Genomic DNA, 23,313 nt, shown 5'->3' on the forward strand with positions numbered 1-23,313 from the left:
GGGGGGGGGTGGGGGGGGGGGGGGGGGGGGGGGGGGGTGGGGGGGGGGGGGGGGGGGGGGGGGGGGGGGGGGGGGGCGCCCCCGCCCCCCCCCCCCACAAGCCCGCTCCCACAGAGGAAATGTGTTTGCGGACTATCGACCGAGATACACCTCGATCACCCGCTCATTCTCCTGCACCTGCGCCAACGACCCTTCGGCCAGCACGCTGCCCTGGTGCAGCACCGTCACGTGGTCGGCGATGCTGCCGACGAAGCCCATGTCATGTTCCACCACCATCAACGAATGCTTGCCCGCCAGGGACTTGAACAGCTCGGCGGTGAAGTCGGTCTCGGCGTCGGTCATGCCGGCCACGGGTTCGTCCAGCAGCAACAGTTGCGGGTCCTGGACCAGCAGCATGCCGATTTCCAGGAATTGCTTCTGCCCGTGGGACAGCAACCCGGCCGGACGATGCACCGACGGGGCGAGTCGAACGGTCTCCAGCACTTCGCCGATACGGTCGTGCTGCTCGCCGCTGAGCCTTGCCCGCAGGCTGGCCCACACCGACTTGTCGGTCTTGAGGGCCAGCTCCAGGTTCTCGAACACGCTCAGGGCTTCGAACACCGTGGGCTTCTGGAACTTGCGGCCGATGCCGGCCTGGGCGATCTGCACTTCGCTCATGCCGGTCAAGTCCAGGGTTTCGCCGAACCAGGCCTTGCCGTGGCTGGGCCGGGTCTTGCCGGTGATCACGTCCATCAGCGTGGTCTTGCCCGCGCCGTTGGGGCCGATGACACAGCGCAGCTCGCCGACGCCGATGTACAGGTTCAGGTCGTTCAAGGCCTTGAAACCATCGAAACTGACGCTGATGTCCTCCAGGGTCAGGATCGTCCCGTGGCGGGTGTCCAGGCCCTTGCCCGCGGCCTGGCCGAGGCCGAGGGCGTCGCGGCTGCTGCCTGGGTCCCGGCTGGCATCCAGGATCGGTTCGAGCATGAATTCGGCCGTGGGTGTGATTCTCATGATTCGCCCCTTTTCTTCAGCAGCCCGATCACGCCCTTGGGCAGATACAAGGTCACGAGGATGAACAGCGCGCCAAGGAAGAACAGCCAGTACTCGGGAAACGCCACGGTGAACCAGCTCTTCATGCCATTGACCACGCCAGCGCCCAGCAGCGGCCCGATCAGCGTGCCGCGCCCGCCGAGGGCGACCCAAACGGCGGCTTCGATGGAATTGGTCGGCGACATTTCGCTGGGGTTGATGATGCCCACCTGCGGCACGTACAGCGCCCCGGCCAGGCCGCACAGCACCGCGCTCAGCACCCAGACGAACAGCTTGAACCCCCGGGGATCGTAGCCACAGAACATCAGGCGGTTTTCCGCGTCCCGCAGGGCGGTCAGCACCCGGCCGAACTTGCTGCGGGCCAGGCGCCAGCCGATGAACAGGCTCGCGACCAACAGCATTACGGTGGCGAGGAACAGCACCGCGCGGGTGCCGGGCTCAGTGATGCCGAAACCCAGGATCGTGCGGAAGTTGGTGAAGCCGTTGTTGCCGCCAAAGCCGGTTTCGTTGCGGAAAAACAGCAGCATCCCGGCGAACGTCAGGGCCTGGGTCATGATGGAGAAGTACACACCCTTGATCCGCGAGCGAAAGGCGAAGAAGCCGAACACCAGCGCCAGCAACCCCGGCGCCAGCACCACCAGGCACAGGGCCCAGAGGAAGCGGTCGGTGCCGGCCCAGTACCAGGGCAGTTCGCTCCATGACAGGAACGTCATGAAGGCCGGCAAGCCGTCGCCGGCGGCCTGGCGCATCAGGTACATACCCATGGCGTAGCCGCCCAGGGCGAAGAACAGTCCGTGGCCCAGCGAGAGCAGCCCGGCATACCCCCAGACCAGGTCCAGCGCCAGGGCGACGATGGCGTAGCAGAGAATCTTGCCCACCAGCGTCAGGGTATAGGCCGAGACATGCAGCGGGTTGTCCGCCGCCAACAGCGACAGCAGCGGCAGGCTCAGCAGCACCGCCAGGATCAGCGCGCCGACGACGAGGGTGACTTTGGGGCCGGCCTTTTGCGTGGCCGTGAGCATCAGGGGCTGGTTCATCAGTCGATTACCCGTCCTTTGAGCGCGAAGAGGCCTTGCGGACGCTTCTGGATGAACAGAATGATCAACGCCAGGATGAGGATCTTGCCGAGCACGGCGCCGATCTGCGGTTCGAGGATCTTGTTGGCGATGCCCAGGCCGAACGCGGCGAACACGCTACCGGCCAACTGGCCGACACCGCCAAGCACCACCACCAGGAACGAGTCGATGATGTAGCCCTGGCCCAGGTCCGGGCCGACGTTGCCGATCTGGCTCAGGGCGACGCCACCGAGCCCGGCGATGCCCGAGCCGAGGCCGAAGGCGAGCATGTCCACGCGACCGGTGGGCACGCCGCAGCAGGCGGCCATGTTGCGGTTCTGGGTCACCGCGCGCACGTTCAGGCCCAGGCGCGTCTTGTTCAGCAGCAACCAGGTCAGCACCACCACGAACAGCGCGAAGGCGATGATCACGATGCGGTTGTACGGCAGCACCAGGTTCGGCAACACCTGGATCCCGCCCGAGAGCCAGGCCGGGTTGGCGACTTCGACGTTCTGCGCGCCGAACACCAGGCGCACCAGTTGAATCAGCATCAGGCTGATGCCCCAGGTGGCGAGCAGGGTTTCCAGTGGGCGCCCGTAGAGGTGGCGGATCACCGTGCGCTCCAGGGCCATGCCGATGGCGGCAGTGATGAAGAACGCCACCGGCAGGGCGACCAGCGGGTAGAACTCGATGGCGTTCGGGGCGAAGCGCTGGAGCAGCAACTGCACCATGTAGGTGGAATAGGCGCCCAACATGAGCATCTCGCCGTGGGCCATGTTGATCACCCCCAGCAGCCCGAAGGTGATCGCCAGGCCGAGGGCGGCGAGCAGCAGGATCGAGCCCAGCGACATGCCGCTGAACGCCTGGCCCAGCAACTCGCCCACCAGCAGCTTGCGCTTGACCTGGGCCAGGCTGGTTTCGGCGGCGGTGCGCACAGCGGCATCGGTCTCGACACCCGGTTCCAGCAACCCTTCGAGGCGCGTACGGGCCAGGGGGTCGCCGGTTTCCCCCAGCAACCGCACCGCGGCCAGGCGCACGCCCGGGTTGGCGTCCACCAGTTGCAGGTTCGCCAGGGCCAGGCTCAGGGCGGCGTGTACCGCTTCGTCCTGCTCGCCGGCCAATTGCCGGTCGAGGAACGCCAACTGCGCCGGGCGGGCACTTTTTTGCAGTTGCTGGGCGGCGCCCAGGCGTAGGCGGGCATCGGCGGCAAGCAACTGATGGCTGGCGAGGGCGGTTTCGATCAGCCCGCGCAAGCGATTGTTCAGGCGCAGGGTCTTGGGCTGGCCGTCGAGGGTCAACTGGCCTTGCTGCAAGGCGGCGATCAACTCGACACGCCCGGGCTCGGGCTGCGCGGCCCAATCCTCCAGGAGCCTGGCCTGCTGGGTCGGGTTGGCGGCGACGAAGTCTTCGGCGTCGCCGGCATGGGCGGCCATCGGCAGGAACAAGGCGATGGCGAGGATGAGGCGGTAAAGGGCAGTGGGCATAGAGAGTCGCCTTGCGCGGACAATGTGGGAGCGAGCTTGCTCGCGATGGCGGTGGGTCAGTCACATCAGTGTCGAATGTAAGGCCGCTATCGCGAGCAAGCTCGCTCCCACAGGGATTTGTGCCGGACCCGAGCGCCGTGCTCGGAACCGACACCCATGGCTCAGTTACCCTTCACCGCATAGTCGGGCTTCTTGTCGTTGCCGGCGATGAACGGGCTCCACGGTTGGGCGCGGATCGGGCCTTCGGTCTGCCAGACCACGTTGAACTGACCGTCGGCCTGGATCTCGCCGATCATCACTGGCTTGTGCAAGTGGTGGTTGGTCTTGTCCATGGTCAGGGTGTAGCCCGACGGTGCGGCGAAGGTCTGGCCGGCCAGGGCTTCGCGCACCTTGTCGACGTCGGTGGACTTGGCTTTTTCCACCGCTTGGGCCCACATGTGGATGCCGACGTAGGTGGCTTCCATCGGGTCGTTGGTCACCGCCTTGTCGGCACCCGGCAGGTTCTTGGCCTTGGCGTAGGCTTTCCAGGCGTCGACGAATTTTTTGTTCGCCGGGTTATCCACTGACTCGAAGTAGTTCCACGCCGCCAGGTTGCCCACCAGTGGCTTGGTGTCGATGCCGCGCAGTTCTTCCTCGCCTACCGAGAAGGCCACGACCGGGACGTCGGTGGCTTTCAGGCCCTGGTTAGCCAATTCCTTGTAGAAGGGGACGTTGGAGTCGCCGTTGACCGTGGAGATGACTGCGGTCTTGCCGCCCGCCGAGAACTTCTTGATGTTGGCGACGATGGTCTGGTAATCGCTGTGGCCGAACGGGGTGTAGACCTCTTCGATGTCCTTGTCGGCAACGCCTTTGGCGTGCAGGAATGCGCGCAGGATCTTGTTGGTGGTGCGCGGATAGACGTAGTCGGTGCCCAGCAGGAAGTAGCGCTTGGCGCTGCCGCCTTCCTCGCTCATCAGGTATTCCACCGCCGGGATCGCCTGTTGGTTCGGCGCGGCACCGGTGTAGAACACGTTCGGCGACATCTCTTCGCCTTCGTATTGCACCGGGTAGAACAGCAGGCCGTTGAGTTCTTCGAACACCGGCAACACCGATTTGCGCGACACCGACGTCCAGCAGCCGAACACCACGGCGACTTTGTCCTGGGTCAGCAACTGCCGGCCCTTTTCGGCGAACAGCGGCCAGTTCGACGCCGGGTCCACGACCACCGCTTCGAGCTTCTTGCCATTGACCCCACCCTTGGCATTGATCTCGTCGATGGTCATCAGCGCCATGTCCTTGAGAGATGTCTCGGAGATCGCCATGGTGCCGGACAGCGAATGCAGGATGCCGACCTTGATGGTCTCGGCGGCCTGGACGGTCCAGGCCATGCCCATCGCGGCAATGCTTGCCGAGAGTGTAAAAGCCTTGATCAAGCTACGACGCTTCATTGTGCGATCTCCGTGGACTTATGAGTTTTTTTCGAGGGCAGATGCAAACGCTGGAGGTGCTTTTGCAAGGGGTGTGCCCGGTCGGGGGAAGGCTTTGAAATGCGGGGTTGGTGTGGGGTGCGAGGAAGCGGACGCACCATGAGTGAACGCATTGCGGGGGCTGGTGCGAAGAGGTGCGCCACATTGGGGCGAGAGGGGCGCAATACTCCTGTGGGAGCGAGCTTGCTCGCGATAGCAGATCAGTCAGATTAGAAAGTGGCTGATCCACCGCCATCGCGAGCAAGCTCGCTCCCACAGGTTATTGTGCAAATCAGGCGTCATCGACGGCGCATCAGCCCGATGAAAAACAACCCGCCGATAGCGGCGGTGGCGACCCCGATCGGCAAGTCTTCCGGTGCGATCAACGTCCGCGCCGCCACATCCACCCACACCAGGAACAGGCTGCCCAGCAGCACGCAGGCGGGCAGCAGGCGGCGATGCTCGGCGCCCACCAGGCGCCGGGCGATGTGCGGGACCATCAGCCCGACAAAGCCAATCGAGCCGCTGATGGACACCAGCACGCCAGTCATCAGCGAGGCGATCAGGAAGATCCATAGCCGCACCCTCGCGGCGTTCAGGCCCAGGGTCACGGCGGTCTGTTCGCCGGCCATCAAGGCGTTCAGCGGGCGGGCCATGCCCAGCAGCAGGACCAGCCCGAGCAATACGCTGGCGGCCGGCACGGCGAGCAGTGCCCAACGCGCCAGGCCCAGGCCGCCGAGCATCCAGAACATCACCGCGGAACTGGCGCGGTGGTCACCCAGGAACAGCAACAGGTTGGCCGCCGCCATCATCACGAAGGACACCGCCACGCCGCACAGCAACAGGCGATCGCTTTCCAGGCGCCCCTGCCGGCTGGCGATCGCCAGCACCAGCAGCATGCTCAGCAGCGCGCCGAGGAACGCGGCAAGGGGCAAGGTCAGCAGGCCGATCAGTTCACCGACATGCAGCACCACGATGACCGCCCCCAGGGTCGCGCCGGAGGTGACCCCCAGCAAGTGCGGATCGGCCAGCGGGTTGCGCGTGACCGCTTGCAGCACCGCGCCGATCAGCGCCAGCCCCGCGCCCACCAGCGCCCCGAGCAGCAGGCGCGGCACGCGGATCAGCCAGACGATGTGCTCCTGGCCAGCCGTCCAGTGCACGCTGCCCACGCCGAAGGCCTTGTTCAAGAGGATGTCCCAGACCACCGCCACGGGCACCCGCGCCGGGCCGAAACCCAGGGACACCACGCACGACACCAGCAGCAGTGCGGCAAGGAGCGTCAGCAGCGCGCCATAGCGACCGGTGTTCATCGGGCTTGGAAGCCCTGGGCCAGGGTCTGCACCGCCAGCACGTTATCGATCCCCGGCGTGGCCTGGACGTAGGGGATCACGATGAAGCGCCGCTGCTTGATGGCCTCCACCGATTGCAACGCCGGATGGTTCAGCAGGAATTGTTCCTTTTGCTCGGCACTGACTTCGCCGTAGTCGACGATCACGATGACCTCGGGGTTGCGCTCGACCACGTTCTCCCAGTTCACCCGGGTCCAGCTGGTTTCCAGGTCATCGAGGATGTTGCGCCCGCCGGCCGCGTCGATCAGCGCCTGGGGCATGCCCAGGCGCCCGGAGGTCATGGCCCGGTCTTCGCCGCTGTCGTACAGGAACACCCGGGGTTGCCGGGCGGGCAGGTGCTGGCGCACTTGCGCCACTTGGGCCTGCATCGTGGCGATCAGGGCGTTGGCGCGGTCCTGCACGTCGAAAATCTTGCCGAGATTGCGCAGGTCGTTATAGGTGTCGTCCAGCGACGCGGCGGGGCGCTTCATCACGAACGCGCAGGATTCGGTCAGTTCGTACACGTTGATGCCCAGCGGTTGCAGGGTCTGCGGCGTCAGGTCGCCGCCCACGCGCATGCCATAGTCCCAGCCGGCGAAAAAGAAATCGACGTTGGCACCGAGCAGGGTTTCCACCGACGGGTACTTGGCCGCCAGTTCCGGCAGGCCGTCGAGGATCTTCGCCATCTCGGGCGTCACCGATTTCCAGCCGCTGATGCCACTGTAGCCGGCCATGCGCGGCTTGAGCCCCAGGGCGAGCATCATCTGGGTCATGTTGATGTCATGGCTGACCGCATGGCGAGGGGCTTGGTTGAACACCACCTGGCGGTTGCAGCTCTGGAGGGTCAGCGGGTATCGGGTGGCTTCGGCCAGGGCCTGGGTGGCGCCCAGCAACAACGGGAGCAATAGCAGAAGACGCAGGGTCATGATGGGGTTATCCAAGTGATTCGTGGGTAGCCGGACAAGGGATGTTCGTCCACCAGGGCGTCGATGCCGAACACCTCGCGCAACAGCTCGACCGTCAGGACCTGCGCTGGCGTGCCGCTGGCGACCACGCGCCCGTGGTCGATCACGTACAACCGGTCGCAGAACGCGGCGGCCAGGTTCAAGTCGTGGAGGCTGGCGAGGGTGCCGATGCCCAGGCCCTTGATCAGTTGCAGCAATTGCAATTGGTAACGCGGGTCCAGGTGGTTGGTCGGCTCATCGAGGATCAGCAATTGCGGTTGCTGGGCCAAGGCGCGGGCCAGGATCACCCGCTGCTTTTCACCGCCCGACAACGTGGCGAACCCGTGGTCTTCAAAGCCTTCGAGCCCGGCCGCCGCCAGCGCGGCGAGGACCAGGCGCCGATCTTCCTGGCTGTCGCCATCGAACAGGCCCTGGTGGGGCATGCGGCCCATGGCGACCACTTCTTCCACGGTCAGGCCGAAGGCGTCGGGAAACTCTTGCAGGACCACGGCGATGCGCTGGGCGCACCAGCGCGCGGACTGTTTCCAGACATTGTGATGGGCCAGCGCCACCTCACCGCTTTCCGGCCGGCTGAAGCGGTAGGCGCAGCGCAGCAGGCTGGTCTTGCCGCTGCCGTTGGGCCCGATCAACCCGACGAACTCCCCGGCGGCCACCTGCAACGTGACGTCACGCAGTTGGAACTGGTGATGACAATGGCCGTGGCCCAGGGGCGTCCAGGCGAGGTGGGAGAGGGTCAGCGAGGTCATGGAGCTACTCAAATCATGGGTGGCGCACGCGTCACCTGTGGGAGCGAGCTTGCTCGCGATAGCGGCGGTTCAGCTTGCATCATTGTTGAAGTGCTGCCGCCATCGCGAGCAAGCTCGCTCCCACAGGGAGAGGGTGTTCAGTGTTTGAAAGGCGGGCGCGATTGTAGAGGTTTCGCGCCGCCTTCCGTTAACGCGGCGTCTTCAACGTGAAGATGAAGCCACTTCAGCCCGGCGATTGATGCGCACGACGAACCGATCCAGCAGCCACACCACCACCAGGGAGGCGCCCACCAGCGGAAACACCACCGCCAGGGCCAGCATGATGAAGACCCCGGTCTTCCACGTCGGCAGGTCGTGGCGCAGCGGCGGTACACCGAACTTGCCCTGGGGCCGGCGCTTCCACCAGATCACCACGCCGCTCACGGCGCTGAGCAGGATCATCAGGCAGATCAGCAGCACGATGATCTGGTTCACCGGGCCGAACATCTTGCCCTCGTGCAGCATCACGCCGGTCTCGGTGGCGCGGGCGACCACGCTGTAGTCGGCCCAGCGCACATCGGCCAGGACCTTGCCGGTGTACTGGTCGACGTGCAGCGTCGCGTCGTTGCGCGGGTCATCGGCGAACACGGCGATGGTGAACACGCCGGTCGACGTGGTCGGCAAGGTGATGCTGTAGCCAGGCTCCACCTTGCGGTCGGTGGCGATGTCCTGCACCGCTTGCAGGCTGACGGCCGGTGCGGCAGGGCCCTCGTGGGCGCCGCCGTGGTTCATGTGTTCGGCGTGGTCGCCGGACATGGGCATCGGCGTGTTTTCCATGGCCCAGGGCACGGTCTGGCGGTGGGCGTTGTTGAGGCTGCCGGCCTCGACGTCGGACTTGGGCACGTCGTTCCACATCGCCGCCGGGAAGCGGTTCCACAGGTCGGCGTACTGCTTGCCCCAGAAACCGGTCCAGGTCATGCCGCTGAGCAGCATCACCAACAGCAGCGCCGCGCCCCAGAAGCCGGTGACCACGTGCAGGTCGCGCCAGAACAACCGGCCGCGAGCGCTCCAGCGGGGCCACAGCACCCCCGCCGACGACTGCCCCCGCGGCCACCACAGGAACAGCCCCGAGACCACCAGCACCACGCCCCAGCCGGCGGCCATCTCCACCAGGCGGTCGCCGACGGTGCCGATCAGCAGCTCGCCGTGGATGGCCCGTGCCATGGCTTGCAGGTTGTTCTTGGCATCCTGTTCGCCGAGGACATCGCCGTGGTACGGGTCGATGAACACGTTCAGTTCGCGACCCTTGTCGATCACCACGAATTGCGCGCTGCGCTCGGCGCCGGGCGGGGGCAGGTACTGCTTGACCTGGCCCTCGGGGTAGGCCTGGCGGACCTGCTTGAGCAAGTCATCCGCCGCCAGGGTGTGGTGCCCGGCGGGCACGTTCAGCAGGCTGCCGTACATCAGTGGATCGAGTTGCGGCTTGAACAGGTAGATGATCCCGGTCAGGGCGAGCATCACCATGAACGGCGCGACGAACAGCCCGGCATAGAAATGCCAGCGCCAGGCCAGGTTGTAGAAATTCGGTTTCGGTTGGCTCATTGCAAAGCGCTCCGCAGGGCAAATGGGTTGTTATGTTTTTCGGTTGCCGGGCAACCGATCGCGGGCAAGCCTTGCTCCCACAGTATTTGTCATTGCTGTGGGACAAGTTGTGCTCCCCAGCATTGAAATATCTGTGGGGCAGTTGTGCTCCCCAGCATTGAAATATCTGTGGGGCAAGCTGTGCTCCCCAGCATTGGAATATCTGTGGGGCAAGCTGTGCTCCCCAGCATCGGAATATCTGTGGGGCAAGCTGTGCTCCCTCAGCATTGGAATATCGGTGGGGCAAGCTGTGCTCCCCAGCATCGGAATATCTGTGGGGCAAGTTGTGCTCCCCAGCATCGGAATATCTGTGGGGCAAGCTGTGCTCCCCAGCATTGAAATATCTGTGGGGCAAGTTGTGCTCCCCAGCATTGAAATATCTGTGGGGCAAGCTGTGCTCCCCAGCATCGGAATATCTGTGGGACAAGTTGTGCTCCCCAGCATCGGAATGTCTGTGGGGCAAGCTGTGCTCCCCAGCATCGGAATATCTGTGGGGCAAGTTGTGCTCCCTCAGCAATGGAATACCTGTGGGAGCAAGGCTTGCCCGCGATGCTTTTAGAAACTCATATCCACCTTGGTCCAGAGTGTGCGCCCCGGTTCGTTGATGGCTTGCGGGTCGCTGGCCGGGTAGCCGAACCCGGCGTTGCCGGCCAGGTTCAGGTGCTCGGCATAGGCTTTGCCGAACAGGTTGTCGACGCCGCTGCTGACCTTCCAGTGTTGATTGATGCGATAGGCCCCGTTGAGGGAGAAGACCCCGAACCCCGAGCTGGTGCCGTAGTCCTTGCCCACCACGTTGCCCCTGTTCTCGTCGACCCGGTGCTGCGCCGCCACCACGCGCCACAGCGCACCGGCGCTCCAGCGGTCGGCGCTGTAGGTCAGGCCCAGGCGAGCGTCCAGCGGCGGCATCTGCGCCAGGGCGCTGCCATCGCTGCTGTTCTTGCCCCAGGCGTAGGCCAGGGTCGCATCGGCCTTCCAGCGCTCGGTCAGCTGATAGGCCGCACCCAGTTCGCCGCCCATGATCCGCGCGTCGATATTCTCGGCCCGGGAGGTGCTGCCCATCATGCCGGGCGTGTAGTCGAACAGGATGTAGTCACGCACCTGTCCGATGTAGCCCGAGGCCCAGGCTTCGAGGGTCTCGGTCTTGTACTGCAGGCCGAAATCGAACTGGGTGGTTTTCTCCGGCTTGATCGCGTCGAAGGCATTCAGCGAACCGCTGGGGCCGGTGTTCGCCGAGAACAGCTCCCAGTAGTCCGGGAAGCGTTGCGCGTGGCCCAGGCCTGCGTAGACCGTCGCGGGACTGTCGTCCAGGTCGTGTTCGTAGCGGACGAAACCGCTGGGCAGGGTGTCGGCGCGGGTGTCGTCGGCGGTGGGGTTGGGCCGGGTCATCATGCCGGAGCCGATGCTTTGCCGGTAATCCTTGGCCGACGCGCGGTCGAGGCGGGCGCCGGTGATCACTCGGTCGCGGTCGGCGGCGTACCAGGTCAGTTCGCTGAACACGCCGTAATTGTGGAAGTCGGCGTCCTTGGTGTAGGGCAGGTCCTTGTAGGTGTCGATTCCCATGCTGCTGCGTTGGCGGTGTTCGTTGGTCTGGGCGTCGAGGCCGCTGATCAGTTGCACGTCGGCCCAGCGCCAGGTGGCCTTGATGCGTGCCCCGAGGGTGCGCCGGTCGACATTCGATGCCATGGGCCCGGCCATCATCCCGGTGCCGGACGGTGTGCGCAGCGTGTAGTTGTCCATCACATGGTCGGCGTAGTTGTAGTAGACCTGGGCCTCGACCTTGTCCAGCACCTCGCCGATGTTCGACCGCTCGAAGCGCAACCCGAGGCTCTCGCGCTTGAACTGCGCGCCGTCCATGCCTCGCCCGGCGTAGCGGGCTTCACCGTCGCCCTTGCCGGCGGTCAGCTCCAGCAGGGTGTCGGCGTCGGGCGTCCAGCCCAGGGTGACGTCGCCGTTCCACTTGTCGTAGCGCGACGGCACCGTGTCGTTGTTGCCATCGCGGTAGTCATCGGAGTGAGCGGTGTTGCCGATCACCCGGACGTAGCCCAGCGCCCCGCCCGCCGCGGCGTCCACCACTTTGTCGAAGCGACCGTTGGAAGCGGCCAGCACGCTGGCATTGACCCGGCTGCCCAATTCGCCGAACTGTTCCGGCTCGCGGTCGAACAGGATGGTCCCGGCCGACGAGCCGGGGCCCCAGAGCACCGTCTGCGGGCCCTTGATCACGGTGAGCTTGTCGTAGGTTTCCGGCGAGATGTAGGACGTCGGCGCGTCCATCCGGCCTGGGCAAGCACCCAATAGCATGCTGCCGTTGGTGAGGATGTTCAGCCGTGAGCCGAACATGCCCCGCAACACCGGGTCGCCGTTGGTGCCGCCGTTGCGCACCAGGGCGAAGCCGGGAATGGTCTTGAGGTAGTCACCGCCGTCGCTGGCCGGCACCGGTTGGCGTGGGGCCTTGGGATCGGTGACGACGGTCAGGGGCGAGCTGGGCGCGATGGCGGTGATGACCGTCGGGCTCAGTTCCTCGACGTGGCCTTCATGATGATCGTGCTCATCGGCCAGCGCATGGGAGGTCAGTAGCAAGCCGCATACGGCGGCAACGGTGGAGCGAAAACGAACCCGTGGCTCATTCGGGGGGCAATTGGCCTGGGCAGCGCCCAAAGCGATGCCGGCAGAAAACCTGGACATGATGATTCCATCGAACAGACGTAGACGACACGGTCGGGTGGCCTGTGGCTCTTGTGCGACCGGGTTGGAGGTGTGTCGGGCTTACGCTGCGAGGGGTGGCGCACGGGTGCGGGCACCCGGGAAGAAAGACGGCCGGGCATGACCCAGGCGTGGGGAAGGGCTGGTAAAGGCAGGGGCGGGTGGTGCGTCGAACAGCGCCAGGCCGTGACCGCCAGGCAACGCCGGGCAGTTGGACAGCAGGTTGCAATAGCCGCACTTTTCCCACAGCGCGTGATGCTCGCTTTGCGGCGGGCAGTGTTCGGCGGCTGGCGCTCCATGCCCGGCGTGCGCTTGCGCGGGCATGTCCATGCCCATGTCCATCTTCACGGACATGCTCATGGGCATGCGTTGATCCATCGGCATCGACTGGGAAATCAGCGGACCGATAAAGATCATCAGCATGGCGAACAGGCTGATCCAGCTGCCGCGTGCCAGGCTCAAGGACTGGCGGCGGGGCAGGGGTGGCCTGGCGCGAAACGCTCTCACGGGCGGCTTGGCCTACTGGGCGTGCTGGTGGGGCTTGTCGCCGTCGGGGGCTTTTTTCTGCACCGCCACGTCGACGGTGACGTCACCGGCGTTTTCGAAATGCAGCGTCATGGGGAAGCGCTTGCCGTCGCTCAGCAGGCTGCGGTCCTTCAGCTCCAGCAGCATCACGTGGTACGCCATCGGCGCGAAGGTGACCGTCGCCCCGGGTGCGATATCGACCGTGGGCACAGGCTGCATCTTCATCAGGTCGTCCTGCTTCACATGCTCATGGAGCTCGGCCTTGCCGGCGATGGGCGAGTCGACGCTGAGTAGTTTGTCCGCCGTGCTGCCGCCGTTATGGAGCACAAAGTAAGCCGCCACGGTCGGCGCATTGGGCGGCAATTCCTGGGACCAGGGATGGGCGATCTCGATGTCACCCACTGTGTACTGGTGAGCTTGGGCGAAGCCAACGGGCAGCAACAGGGCAGCCAGCAGGATAAGTCTGTTCAACATGGCAATTCTCCGGACGATTCAGGGCGCGGTTGGAAGCGAAAGGAATCAGGCCAGAGGCGAGGCGCGGGGATTGAGGCTGGGCCATTGCTGGCGCGGCGTGGGGCTGTCGAGCTTGGACGGGGTGATGCCGAGGGTCGTGAGCCGCGCATCCAGATACACCTGCGGGACATGCCCGGCAAGGGCCACCAGCGACGCCGAGCCTGCGCAGCACCAGCAATGCTGCATGGTCGAGTGATTATCCTGTTTCGGCGTGCCCTGCTCGAACTTGCCCAGGGACACCGCGACCATTTTCGTGCCGCTGGATGAGCAGAAACTGCCCCACAGCATTTGCTCGGCCGGTGAATTGCCCGTCGCACCGGCGCTGTTGGAAAGCGGCATGGCGAGCATGTTGAACAGCACTGCGAAGCAGGCGATCCAGGCAAATGCAAGCCGTTGTCGGGACATGGGGCAATCCGCTCGGTTGGGCGATCAGGTGGCGGTATTTAGCCTGATCGGGGGTGAGAAGTAAAAAAGCCATGTGCGGTGTAGGGTCGCAGGGTGCGTGTTAACTGTAGCAATGATCGTCTTGCAGCGGCCCCCAGCGTGAATCAATGCGCCGGCACAGCATGTACCTGCATGTCCACTCCAAGCGTAGTGCGAATAACCGAAAAGATTGCCGCCAGGTTATCCATGCTTGGATTGCCCTTTGCCGAAAGCATCCGATGCAGGCTCTTACTAGGCTTGGATGTTTCCTTTGCCAGCTCTTCGAACCCCACGGTGGCATTGACGAGGTCACGAAGAATCATCCTCGCCATCTCCGGCTCTCCATTCAAAAATAGAGTAGCGGCCTCATCCAACAGAGCCTGGGCGAATTCAGGGTCCTGCTGGGCGCGTTCTGCAATCGTATGTTTATAGCTGCGTGTGAGAGCCATGCGCTACCTCATGTTCCTTTCTGCTTTCTTCCGGGCCTGAAATTCAGCCATCAGCATTTTTGCTTGTTTGATGTCTTTTTTCTGAGTGGACTTGTCACCGCCACCAAACAAGATGATCAATCGTTTGCCCTCTTGGGTCAGATACACCCGATAACCAGGACCCCAATTGATACGGTACTCCCCTAAGCCGTCGAACCATTTGATATTAGAGGTATTACCCATCTCCAGGCGCATCAGTGCATTGGAGACCTTCAGCGCCGCCTGGACGTCCAAACTGGAAAACCAGCGCTTGAAGGGGACTGTATCGTTGTCTTGGAGATATTCTTCGAGTGTGATCACGTGCGGCCCTGAAGGTAACAAATAGGTTACTGTTCATGCAAGGCAGCGAATCTTGTCTCAAGAGGTCGCGGATGCCAACGCCTCAAGTGTTTCTTCAAACGTCCAAAACTCCCGATCCACCTCCGGCAGCACCGGCCGCTTCAACACCAACACTGGCACCCCACGTTCCCGCGCCACTTCCAGCTTCGGCTCAGTAGCCGTACTGCCGCTGTTCTTGCTCACCAGCACATCGATCCGCCGCCGTTCGAACAGTTCGCGCTCGCCGTCGATGTGGAACGGGCCGCGGGCGCCGATGACTTCGCAGCGGTCGTTGCCGGGGTAAACGTCCAGGGCGCGCAGGGTCCAGAATTGTGTCGGGGGGATTTCGTGCAGGTGTTGCAGCGGTTCGCGGCCGAGGGTGAACAGGGGGCGGTGGAAGGGTTGCAGGGCCTGGGTCAGTTCGGCCCAGTCGGCCACTTCGCGCCAGTCGTCGCCGGGCCGGGGTTGCCAGGCCGGGCGGCGCAGGGCCCAGCAGGCAATGCCGCAGGCGCGTGCCGCGTGGACGGCGTTGTGGCTGATCTGCGCGGCGTAGGGGTGGGTGGCGTCCAGCAGCAGGTCGACACCCTGCTCGCGAATGAATTGCGCCAGGCCGTGTGCGCCGCCGTAGCCGCCGACGCGTACCTGGCACGCCAGGTCGGTGGGGACGCGGCCCACGCCCGCCAGGCTGTAGATGTGCTGGCGGTCGAGCGTGCGGGCAATGGCCAGGGCTTCGGTGACGCCGCCCAGCAGCAGGATGCGTTTCATGCGAAGGCTCCGGCGTGGCCAACGATGGCGCCTTGGCGGTCGATGGCGAAGACTTCCACTTGGACCTGGGCCGGCACCACGCTTCGGGCGAAGGCCAGGGCGTGTGCGCACACCGCGTCGCCCAGGGCGATGCCGGCAGCGCTGGCCATGGCCAAGGCCTGCTGGCTGGTGTTGGCGGCGCGGATACCTTGTTGCAGGGCTTCGTCGGCACCGATCGCCGCCGCCCAATCGGCCAGTTGCGGCAGGTCGATGCTCGAATGACGGCTGTGCAGGTCCATGTGGCCGGCAGCGAGCTTGCTGATTTTGCCAAAGCCGCCACAGAGGCTGAGCTTGTCCACCGGGACCTTGCGCAGATGCTTGAGCACCGCGCCGACGAAATCGCCCATTTCGATCAGGGCGATTTCCGGCAGGCCGTAGACCCGGCGCATGGTGTCTTCGCTGGCGTTGCCGGTGCACGCGGCGATGTGCAGGTAACCGTTGGTCTTCGCCACGTCGATGCCCTGGTGGATCGAGGCGATGTAGGCTGCGCAGGAAAACGGCCGGACGATGCCGCTGGTGCCGAGGATCGACAGGCCGCCGAGGATCCCCAGCCGAGGGTTCATGGTTTTCAGGGCCAGGGCTTCACCGCCCTCGACATTGACCGTCACGTCGAAGCCACCGCAGTAGCCGGTCTCTTCGGCCAGCCGCGCCAAGTGGTCGCCGATCATCTTGCGCGGCACCGGGTTGATCGCCGGCTCGCCGACCGCCAGCACCAGCCCCGGTCGCGTCACGGTGCCGACGCCTTCGCCGGCGATGAAGCGCACGCCGGGTTGCGCCGTCAACCGCACCTGGGAAAACAACAGGGCGCCATGGGTCACGTCCGGGTCGTCGCCGGCGTCCTTGATGGTCCCGGCCTCGGCGCCCTGTGGGGTCAGGCGGCAGAACGCCAGGCGCAAGGTCACCTGCTTGCCCTTGGGCAGCACGATCTCTACGGCGTCGGCCTGTACGCCGCACAACAGCAGCCGCGCCGCCGCCAGGCTGGTGGCGGTGGCGCAGCTGCCGGTGGTCAGGCCGCTGCGCAGGGGCGCGGGGTGTTCGGCGGTTTCGTCACGCATCGAGAGGTTTCGTCAGGTCCAGCAAGGTAATCGGCAACGCCTGGCGCCAGGTGTCGAACTCGCCCAGTGGCTGCGCCTGGGCGATGTGCAGCCGGGTCAATTCGCCGCCGTGACGGTCGCGCCAGGCCATGAGGGTCATCTCGCTTTGCAGGGTCACGGCATTCGCCACGAGCCGGCCGCCGGGCTTGAGGCGGGCCCAGCAGGTGTCGAGCACGCCTTCACGGGTGACGCCGCCACCGATGAACACCGCGTCCGGGGGTTCCAGTCCTTCGAGGGCCTGGGGGGCTCGGCCACGGATCAGTTGCAGGCCGGGCACGCCGAGGTTGTCGCGGTTGCGCTCGATCAGCCCTTGGCGGCCTTCGTCGGCTTCAATGGCCAGGGCCCGGCAACTGGGGTGGGCGCGCATCCATTCGATGCCGATGGAGCCGCTGCCGGCGCCGACATCCCAGAGCAACTCGCCCGGCGTGGGAGCCAGTCGCGCCAGCGTCACCGCACGCACGTCGCGCTTGGTCAACTGGCCGTCGTGTTCGAAAGCGCTGTCCGGCAACCCGGCCAGGCGCGACAGGCGCAACGCCGAAGGTTCGGCCCGGCATTCGATGGCGATCAGGTTGAGGTCGGCAACCTGCGGATCGGACCACTGCCCGGCGCTGGCGTCGAGGCGTCGTTCCGCTTCGCCGCCCAGGTGTTCCAGCACGCTCATGCGGCTGGCGCCGAACCCGCGCTCGCGCAGCAGGGCCGCCACGGCGCCCGGGCTGTGGCGATCATTGCTCAACAGCAGCAGCCTGACGCCGCTGGACAGGTGCGCATTGAGCGCCGCCAGGGGCCGCGCCACCAGTGACAGGGTGACCACCTCCTGCAACGGCCAGCCCATGCGTGCCGCCGCCAGCGAACAGGAGGAGGGCGCCGGGATGACCCGCATCTGCTCAATCGGTATCTGTTTAACCAGGCTGGCGCCGACGCCGTAGAACATCGGATCGCCGCTGGCGAGCACGCACACCGGCTCGCCCCGTCGCGCCAGCAGCGGGTCCAGGGAAAAAGGGCTGGACCACGACGTCCGTTCGCCGCGAATGCACACCGGCAGCAGCGCCAACTGGCGAGGGCTGCCCAGAATGTGCGAGGCCCGCAGCAGCGCATGGCGGGCGGTTCGGCCCAGGCCCTTGAAGCCGTCTTCACCGATGCCCACTACGGTCAGCCAGGGGGTCATCTCTGTTCCTCGAATGGTTGGGGGATTGGCGGGCCGCCATCATACCGCGCCCCGGCGGATCAGGCGCCTGGCGCAACTTCATTGTGGCCGCTAGATCGCCTTCGCGAGCAAGCCCGCTCCCACAACTTGGACTGGTTTGCCCACAGCGTGTGTATCCGCAGCAACCCCTGTGGGAGCGGGCTTGCTCGCGAAGGCGACGGTACAGACGGCATCATCGGATCAGGCCGCTCGTACTTTTTTAGCCCTCTGGCCTCAATCCGACCGGCAAGCTTTTCATGCCCCCCGGCAAAGCAGGCATAATGGCGCTCCTTCGCCCCCGTGGCGTGTCTTATCGACCGGTTTCGCCCTTGAACGAACAGCCATCCTCCAGCGTCATCCGCCCCTCGGGTTGCCCGGGGTTGCTGCGCGTCGTCCAGGCGCTGGACGGCGGGATCTGCCGGATCAAGCTCGACGGTGGCGCCATTCGGGCGGACCAGGCCGAGGCCGTCGCGTCGGCGGCCGAGCGTTTCGCCGGCGGGGTGATCGAGGCGACCAACCGGGCCAACCTGCAGATTCGCGGGATCGCTGCCGAACACCACGCCCTGGTCGAGTCACTGCTCGCCGCCGGCCTGGGCCCCCGAAAACCGGCCGGCGACGACGTGCGCAACCTGATGCTCAGCCCCACGGCGGGTATCGATCGACAAATGCTGCTCGATACCCGCCCGCTGGCCGCCGAGATTCTCGTCACCCTGCAAACCCATGAACGCTTCCCCGAATTGTCCGCCAAGTTCGCCGTGCAACTGGACGGCGGCGAGGCGCTGGCGATGCTCGATCACCACCACGACCTGTGGTTGTCGGCCTGGCTGCGCGACGGCGAGCCGTGGCTGGTTTTCGGGCTGGCGGGCTCGCCCCGGGAGGTACCGGCCGGTGCCGTGCCGCTGGCCGAGGGGCATGGGCTGGTGGTGGCGGTGCTGGAACTGTTCCTCGACCTGGCGCGTCCGGACCAGACCCGCATGCGCCACCTGCTGGCCGAACTCCCTCACGACGAGTTCATCCAGCGACTGGCCGACCGGGTCCCCTTGCAGCCGTGCGGCGCCTGGCAGCGAGGGGCGTCCCGCGATGGCGTGCACCTCGGCATTCATCCCCAACACGACGCGCGCTGCTATGTCGGCGCTGCGGCTCCCCTCGGCCGGCTCGACGCCGACCGGTTGCGGGGTGCGGCGCAATTGGCCCGGGAATGGGGGGACGGCACGCTGCGTTTCACGCCCTGGCAAAGCCTGCTGCTGCCTAACGTACGTCGCCAGGACGCCGACGAAGTGCTGGCGCGCCTCGACCGGCTGGGCCTGTTGTGTTCGGCCGACCAGCCCCTGGCGCACCTGATCGCCTGCACCGGTTCCAGTGGCTGCGGCAAGGCGCTGGCCGACACCAAGGCCGATGCCCGCGAGTTGGCCGGGCGGCTGCCTGGCCCTGGCCCGGGCTTGAAGGTTCATCTGTCCGGGTGCCCGCGTTCTTGCGCGGCGGCCCACATCGCGCCCGTCACCTTGCTGGCGGTCGCCCCCGGTCGCTACGACCTGTATCTTCGCGACGCCACGCTGCCGGGTTTCGGCGCGTTGCAGGCGCACCATCTGACTATTGAAGCGGTCGGCCACTGGCTCGCCGCTCGCCCCCGGAGCTCCCTTGATGCTTGATTACATCCGCGACGGTCAGGAGATCTATCGCAACTCCTTCGCGATCATCCGCGCCGAGGCCAACCTGGCGCGCATTCCGGCCGACCTGGAGAAACTCGCGGTGCGGGTGATCCACGCCTGCGGCATGGTCGAAGCCATCGACGGCCTGCAGTTTTCCAGCGGTGCCGGCACCGCCGGGCGCCAGGCGCTGGCTGCCGGCGCGCCGATCCTCTGCGATGCGCGGATGGTCAGCGAAGGCGTGACCCGGGCACGGCTGCCGGCCAACAATCCGGTGATCTGCACCCTGCGCGACGAGCGCGTGCCGGCGTTGGCCCTCGAGCTGGGCAACACCCGCTCGGCCGCCGCCCTGGAACTGTGGCGACCCCACCTGGAGGGCAGCGTGGTGGTCATCGGCAATGCGCCGACCGCGTTGTTCTACCTGCTGGAAATGCTCGACGCCGGTGCCCCGAAGCCGGCGCTGATCCTCGGCTTCCCGGTCGGCTTCGTCGGTGCTGCCGAGTCCAAGGCGATGCTGGCGGCCGACAGTCGCGGCGTCCCGTTCGTGATCATGCAGGGCCGGCTGGGCGGCAGCGCCATGGCCGCGGCCGCCGTCAATGCCCTCGCCACGGAGGTGGAATGATGCAGCAACCTGGACGTCTGATCGGCCTCGGCGTGGGGCCCGGTGACCCGGAACTGATTACCGTCAAGGCCCTGCGCCTGTTGCGCGAATCCCCGGTGGTGGCGTACTTCGTCGCCAAGGGCAAGAAAGGCAACGCCTTCGGCATCATCGAAGCCCATCTGCAAGACGCGCAAACCCTGCTGCCGCTGGTCTACCCGGTGACCACCGAGGCGCTGCCGGCACCGCTGTCCTACGAACAGGTCATCGCCGACTTCTACGACACCGCCGCCGAACAGTTGGCCGTGCACCTGGATGCCGGCCGCGACGTGGCGGTGATCTGCGAGGGCGATCCGTTTTTCTATGGCTCCTACATGTACCTGCACGATCGCCTGGCCGAGCGCTACGACGCCGAGGTCATCCCCGGCGTGTGCTCGATGCTGGGCGGTGCCTCGGTGCTGGGCGCGCCGCTGGTGTATCGCAACCAGAGCCTGTCGGTGCTCTCCGGCGTGCTGCCTTTGGAAGAACTCAAGCGTCGCCTGGCCGATGCCGACGCGGCAGTGATCATGAAGCTGGGGCGCAACTTCCCCAAGGTCCGCCAGGTGCTCCAGGAACTGGGGCTCGATGGACGGGCGCTCTACGTCGAGCGGGCGACCATGGCCAACCAGAAGATCGTGCCGCTGGATGAGGTCGAGCCGATGTCCTCGCCGTACTTTTCGTTGATCATCGTGCCGGGCGAACGGTGGCAGGGTTGATGACCTCCAGCGCACCGGCCATCGTCATCCTCGGTCCTGGCAGCCTCGCCACGGCCCGGCGTCTCCAGCAACGCTATCCGGACGCGCTGATCCACGGCCTGGCTGGACGGGTCGAGGGCGCGGATCGCCCCTACATCGAGTTCGGCGCGACCCTGCGCGAACTCTATCGCCAGGGCACGCCGATCATCGCCCTGTGCGCCGCCGGCATCGTCATTCGCACCCTCGCGCCGCTGCTGCTGGAAAAGGGTGAGGAACCGCCCGTGCTGGCGGTGGCCGAGGATGGCAGCGCCGTGGTGCCGCTGTTGGGCGGCCTGGGCGGCGTCAATGTCATGGCCCGGGAGATGGCCCAGGCGCTGGGCGTGGCAGCGGCGATCACCACCAGTGGCGAACTGCGTTTCGGCACCTGCCTGCTCAACCCGCCGACCGGCTACCGCCTCGGCGACCTGGAGCAGGGCAAGCGCTTCGTGTCCGACCTGCTGGCCGGCGAATCGGTACGTATCGACGGTGCGGCACCCTGGCTGGAACCGGCCCAGTTGCCCCAGGACCCACGGGCGCGGTTGGCGATTCGTGTCGACAGCGCGGCGGGTGTGCCGGCGGCGGACGAGCTGCGCATCTATCCGCGCACCGTCGTGGTCGCGCTGGCGGCGGGCGCTTCACCGGCCATTGACGAAACCCTGGCCGAAGCCGGCCTGGCCGTGCAGTCGCTGGCCTGCCTGCTGGCGGTGGACAGCGACATGGCGCGCAGCGAGTTGCATGACGCCGCGGCGGCCTTGAACGTGCCGCTGCGGTTCGCGCCGGCCGCAGGCGAAACCGGCCCCTGGCTGGAAGCGGCCCTCGGCCAGCCGGCAACGGTCCGGGTGTTGGGCCAGCGGGCCGTCGCGGTGGCCGATCAGCCCGTCGACCCGCAGCGCATCGGTCGCCCACGCGGGCGCCTGGCGGTGATTGGCCTGGGCCCGGGCGCTGCCGAGTTGATGGTGCCGGCCGTGCGCGCCGAGCTCGATCGCGCCACCGATGTGCTGGGCTATGAAACCTACGTGCGCATGGCCGGCCCCTTCCGGGCCGACCAGGTGCAGCATTGCACCGACAACCGCGAAGAAATGCAGCGGGCGCGTCATGCCTTCGAACTGGCGGCCCAAGGGCGCTCGGTGGTCGTGGTGTCCTCCGGCGACCCGGGCGTGTTCGCCATGGCCGCCGCCGTCCTCGAAGCCTTGCATGAGGCCACGGATGCCCACTGGCACGCGGTCGACCTGCAGATCCTCCCCGGCGTCTCGGCTTCGCTGGCGACGGCGGCCCAGGCGGGCGCACCGTTGGGCCATGACTTCTGCGTGATGTCGCTGTCGGACAACCTCAAGCCGTGGTCGATCATCGAGAAACGCCTGGACCTGGCTGCCGAGGCGGACCTGGCGCTGGCGTTCTACAACCCGATTTCCCGATCCCGGCCCTGGCAACTGGGGCGGGCGCTGGAGATCGTGGCCCGGCACCGCACCGCGCAGACGCCCGTGGTGCTGGGGCGGGATATCGGCCGGCCGGGCCAGACCCTGCGGGTCACCACACTGGGGCAGTTGACCCCGGATCAGGTGGACATGCGCACCATGGTGTTGGTCGGCTCCTCCACCACCTGCGTGTTCCCGCGCAGCGGAGGCGGCGAGTGGGTGTACACGCCACGCTGGTATGGCGACAAGCCCGGCGCGTGATCCCGCTCCGCGGCGGCTTCATGGGGCGGTTCTCTTCAACGTGAACCGCCGCATGCGGTGCTCTTCCAGTTTTTTCTTCATCAAGGCGCGCTTGGCCTCGAATTCGCGCCGGTCCAGTTGCATGAAGGCCCGTTGCTGGACGATCGTGGCCGAGCGTTTCTCCCATCGCCAGAACAGGAACCGGTTGCGCCTGGTTTCCACCTTCAGTTCGAGTTTGTAGAGGGCGATGTTCAGCCGGCCCTGCGCATCGTAGCGCGTCGGGATGATCTGGAAGGTTTCTCCCTGGCGGGTTTCGCCATCGAAGGACGACAGCGCCAGGGGGTCGGACTCCAGGTGGTCCAGGGTGTCGATCATTGCATTGGCCTGGCGCACGTCCTTCATCGCGCTCGCGCTTTGCACCAGGAAGTCCGCCACGGAACCCGCGACGACATGGGCCGTGCGGGTGTTGATGGCCTCGTCATACAGCGACCACCCGAGGAACCACAGGGTGCGCACATATTCTTCGAACCAGTTTTTCGAATCGAGATAGCGGTGGTGGACCAGGTCCGCCGATTTCGTCGCGATGTTGTGGCTATCGGCAAGGTCACTGTGTTCTTGCAGTTGCAAGGCGCCGATATAAGAAAACAAGTTAGGGCCGGTGACCAGGCCTGACGGTGTTTGATGATTCATGAACGCTGCTCCTGGGTGGGTGTAAGTTGCAGTTGGGGCAACTTGCTTATAACTCGATGAGTGAGTTGTCGGAGCGGTCTTGCTGTTTTTTATTTGCGAACAAATGTGAAGCGTAAAGAAGTGGTTGATATATACATACGCTGTAATCAGCCAGGGTTTGATGTTCTTTTAATGATTGAACTAGATTGGCGCTGGATCGCAGGAGCGGTCTTTCATTCAAATAAGGAT

Annotated in this window: 22 protein-coding genes; 4 read left to right on the forward strand and 18 right to left on the reverse strand. The window is 65.7% G+C overall.

The genetic code is table 11. The features are described from left to right. Positions 1–132: 132 nt before the first annotated feature. The 17 genes from urtD to cbiE all read right to left on the reverse strand — a co-directional run bounded on the left by urtD (position 133) and on the right by cbiE (position 17,705). Positions 133–993, reverse strand: a complete 861-nt coding sequence (urtD, locus tag Q6A48_RS15975) for an urea ABC transporter ATP-binding protein UrtD (protein WP_304555075.1) — start codon at positions 991–993, stop codon at positions 133–135. Then, entirely contained in the window at positions 990–2,069 is a 1,080-nt protein-coding gene (gene urtC, locus Q6A48_RS15980) for an urea ABC transporter permease subunit UrtC (protein WP_304555077.1), read from the reverse strand. Before urtC ends, urtD begins: the two co-directional genes overlap by 4 nt. Next, positions 2,069–3,571 carry an urea ABC transporter permease subunit UrtB gene (gene urtB / locus Q6A48_RS15985; protein WP_304555079.1) on the reverse strand — a complete coding sequence of 501 codons (1,503 nt, stop codon included), beginning with the start codon at positions 3,569–3,571 and terminating at the stop codon, positions 2,069–2,071. Before urtB ends, urtC begins: the two co-directional genes overlap by 1 nt. A gap of 161 nt (positions 3,572–3,732) precedes the next feature. Next, positions 3,733–4,998, reverse strand: a complete 1,266-nt coding sequence (gene urtA / locus Q6A48_RS15990) for an urea ABC transporter substrate-binding protein (RefSeq protein WP_304555081.1) — start codon at positions 4,996–4,998, stop codon at positions 3,733–3,735. A gap of 317 nt (positions 4,999–5,315) precedes the next feature. After that, complete coding sequence (locus tag Q6A48_RS15995; protein ID WP_304555083.1) at positions 5,316–6,326, reverse strand: FecCD family ABC transporter permease; 1,011 nt, start codon at positions 6,324–6,326, stop codon at positions 5,316–5,318. Then, a complete protein-coding gene (locus Q6A48_RS16000) occupies positions 6,323–7,270 on the reverse strand; it encodes an ABC transporter substrate-binding protein (RefSeq protein ID WP_304555085.1) in 948 nt (315 codons plus the stop codon). Before Q6A48_RS16000 ends, Q6A48_RS15995 begins: the two co-directional genes overlap by 4 nt. Next, positions 7,267–8,055, reverse strand: a complete 789-nt coding sequence (locus Q6A48_RS16005; protein ID WP_304555087.1) for an ABC transporter ATP-binding protein — start codon at positions 8,053–8,055, stop codon at positions 7,267–7,269. The genes Q6A48_RS16000 and Q6A48_RS16005 overlap by 4 nt, the downstream gene beginning before the upstream one ends. 201 nt (positions 8,056–8,256) lie before the next feature. Further along, positions 8,257–9,636: a PepSY-associated TM helix domain-containing protein gene (locus tag Q6A48_RS16010; protein ID WP_304555089.1), complete on the reverse strand. Its 1,380-nt coding sequence runs from the start codon at positions 9,634–9,636 to the stop codon at positions 8,257–8,259. Positions 9,637–10,230: 594 nt separating this feature from the next. Beyond that, positions 10,231–12,357 (reverse strand): TonB-dependent copper receptor, encoded by a 2,127-nt coding sequence (locus Q6A48_RS16015; protein ID WP_304555090.1) that lies wholly within the window; start codon positions 12,355–12,357, stop codon positions 10,231–10,233. Positions 12,358–12,438: 81 nt separating this feature from the next. Beyond that, positions 12,439–12,882 carry a DUF2946 domain-containing protein gene (locus tag Q6A48_RS16020; RefSeq protein WP_304555091.1) on the reverse strand — a complete coding sequence of 148 codons (444 nt, stop codon included), beginning with the start codon at positions 12,880–12,882 and terminating at the stop codon, positions 12,439–12,441. 12 nt (positions 12,883–12,894) lie between these two features. Further along, positions 12,895–13,374, reverse strand: a complete 480-nt coding sequence (locus Q6A48_RS16025; protein WP_304555092.1) for a copper chaperone PCu(A)C — start codon at positions 13,372–13,374, stop codon at positions 12,895–12,897. A gap of 45 nt (positions 13,375–13,419) precedes the next feature. After that, positions 13,420–13,818, reverse strand: a complete 399-nt coding sequence (locus tag Q6A48_RS16030; RefSeq protein WP_304555093.1) for a DUF2946 domain-containing protein — start codon at positions 13,816–13,818, stop codon at positions 13,420–13,422. A gap of 143 nt (positions 13,819–13,961) precedes the next feature. Beyond that, positions 13,962–14,285: a helix-turn-helix domain-containing transcriptional regulator gene (locus Q6A48_RS16035; protein ID WP_304555094.1), complete on the reverse strand. Its 324-nt coding sequence runs from the start codon at positions 14,283–14,285 to the stop codon at positions 13,962–13,964. A gap of 3 nt (positions 14,286–14,288) precedes the next feature. Further along, entirely contained in the window at positions 14,289–14,624 is a 336-nt protein-coding gene (locus Q6A48_RS16040) for a type II toxin-antitoxin system RelE/ParE family toxin (protein ID WP_304555095.1), read from the reverse strand. A gap of 57 nt (positions 14,625–14,681) precedes the next feature. After that, positions 14,682–15,407 carry a cobalt-precorrin-6A reductase gene (locus Q6A48_RS16045; RefSeq protein ID WP_304555096.1) on the reverse strand — a complete coding sequence of 242 codons (726 nt, stop codon included), beginning with the start codon at positions 15,405–15,407 and terminating at the stop codon, positions 14,682–14,684. Next, complete coding sequence (locus Q6A48_RS16050) at positions 15,404–16,501, reverse strand: cobalt-precorrin-5B (C(1))-methyltransferase (RefSeq protein WP_304555097.1); 1,098 nt, start codon at positions 16,499–16,501, stop codon at positions 15,404–15,406. Before Q6A48_RS16050 ends, Q6A48_RS16045 begins: the two co-directional genes overlap by 4 nt. Next, the gene (cbiE, locus tag Q6A48_RS16055) at positions 16,494–17,705 is read right to left on the reverse strand and encodes a precorrin-6y C5,15-methyltransferase (decarboxylating) subunit CbiE (RefSeq protein ID WP_304555098.1); all 1,212 of its coding nucleotides are present in this window, start codon (positions 17,703–17,705) and stop codon (positions 16,494–16,496) included. The genes Q6A48_RS16050 and cbiE overlap by 8 nt, the downstream gene beginning before the upstream one ends. 275 nt (positions 17,706–17,980) lie before the next feature. Here cbiE and cobG point away from each other — a divergent pair, with 275 nt between their 5' ends. The 4 genes from cobG to cobJ are packed head-to-tail and all read left to right on the forward strand — an operon-like array spanning position 17,981 to position 22,416. Continuing rightward, positions 17,981–19,372 carry a precorrin-3B synthase gene (gene cobG, locus Q6A48_RS16060; RefSeq protein WP_369811707.1) on the forward strand — a complete coding sequence of 464 codons (1,392 nt, stop codon included), beginning with the start codon at positions 17,981–17,983 and terminating at the stop codon, positions 19,370–19,372. Continuing rightward, positions 19,365–19,991 (forward strand): precorrin-8X methylmutase, encoded by a 627-nt coding sequence (locus Q6A48_RS16065; protein ID WP_304555100.1) that lies wholly within the window; start codon positions 19,365–19,367, stop codon positions 19,989–19,991. Before cobG ends, Q6A48_RS16065 begins: the two co-directional genes overlap by 8 nt. Beyond that, positions 19,988–20,722 (forward strand): precorrin-2 C(20)-methyltransferase, encoded by a 735-nt coding sequence (locus tag Q6A48_RS16070; protein WP_304555101.1) that lies wholly within the window; start codon positions 19,988–19,990, stop codon positions 20,720–20,722. The genes Q6A48_RS16065 and Q6A48_RS16070 overlap by 4 nt, the downstream gene beginning before the upstream one ends. Continuing rightward, entirely contained in the window at positions 20,722–22,416 is a 1,695-nt protein-coding gene (gene cobJ, locus Q6A48_RS16075) for a precorrin-3B C(17)-methyltransferase (protein WP_304555102.1), read from the forward strand. The genes Q6A48_RS16070 and cobJ overlap by 1 nt, the downstream gene beginning before the upstream one ends. 18 nt (positions 22,417–22,434) lie before the next feature. Here cobJ and Q6A48_RS16080 read toward each other — a convergent pair whose 3' ends face one another. Further along, positions 22,435–23,085 carry a hypothetical protein gene (locus Q6A48_RS16080; protein WP_304555103.1) on the reverse strand — a complete coding sequence of 217 codons (651 nt, stop codon included), beginning with the start codon at positions 23,083–23,085 and terminating at the stop codon, positions 22,435–22,437. Between the last annotated feature and the right edge of the window lie 228 nt (positions 23,086–23,313).

It is taken from the genome of Pseudomonas citrullilanati, from assembly GCF_030580855.1.
In the GTDB taxonomy this organism is placed as follows: domain Bacteria; phylum Pseudomonadota; class Gammaproteobacteria; order Pseudomonadales; family Pseudomonadaceae; genus Aquipseudomonas; species Aquipseudomonas citrulli.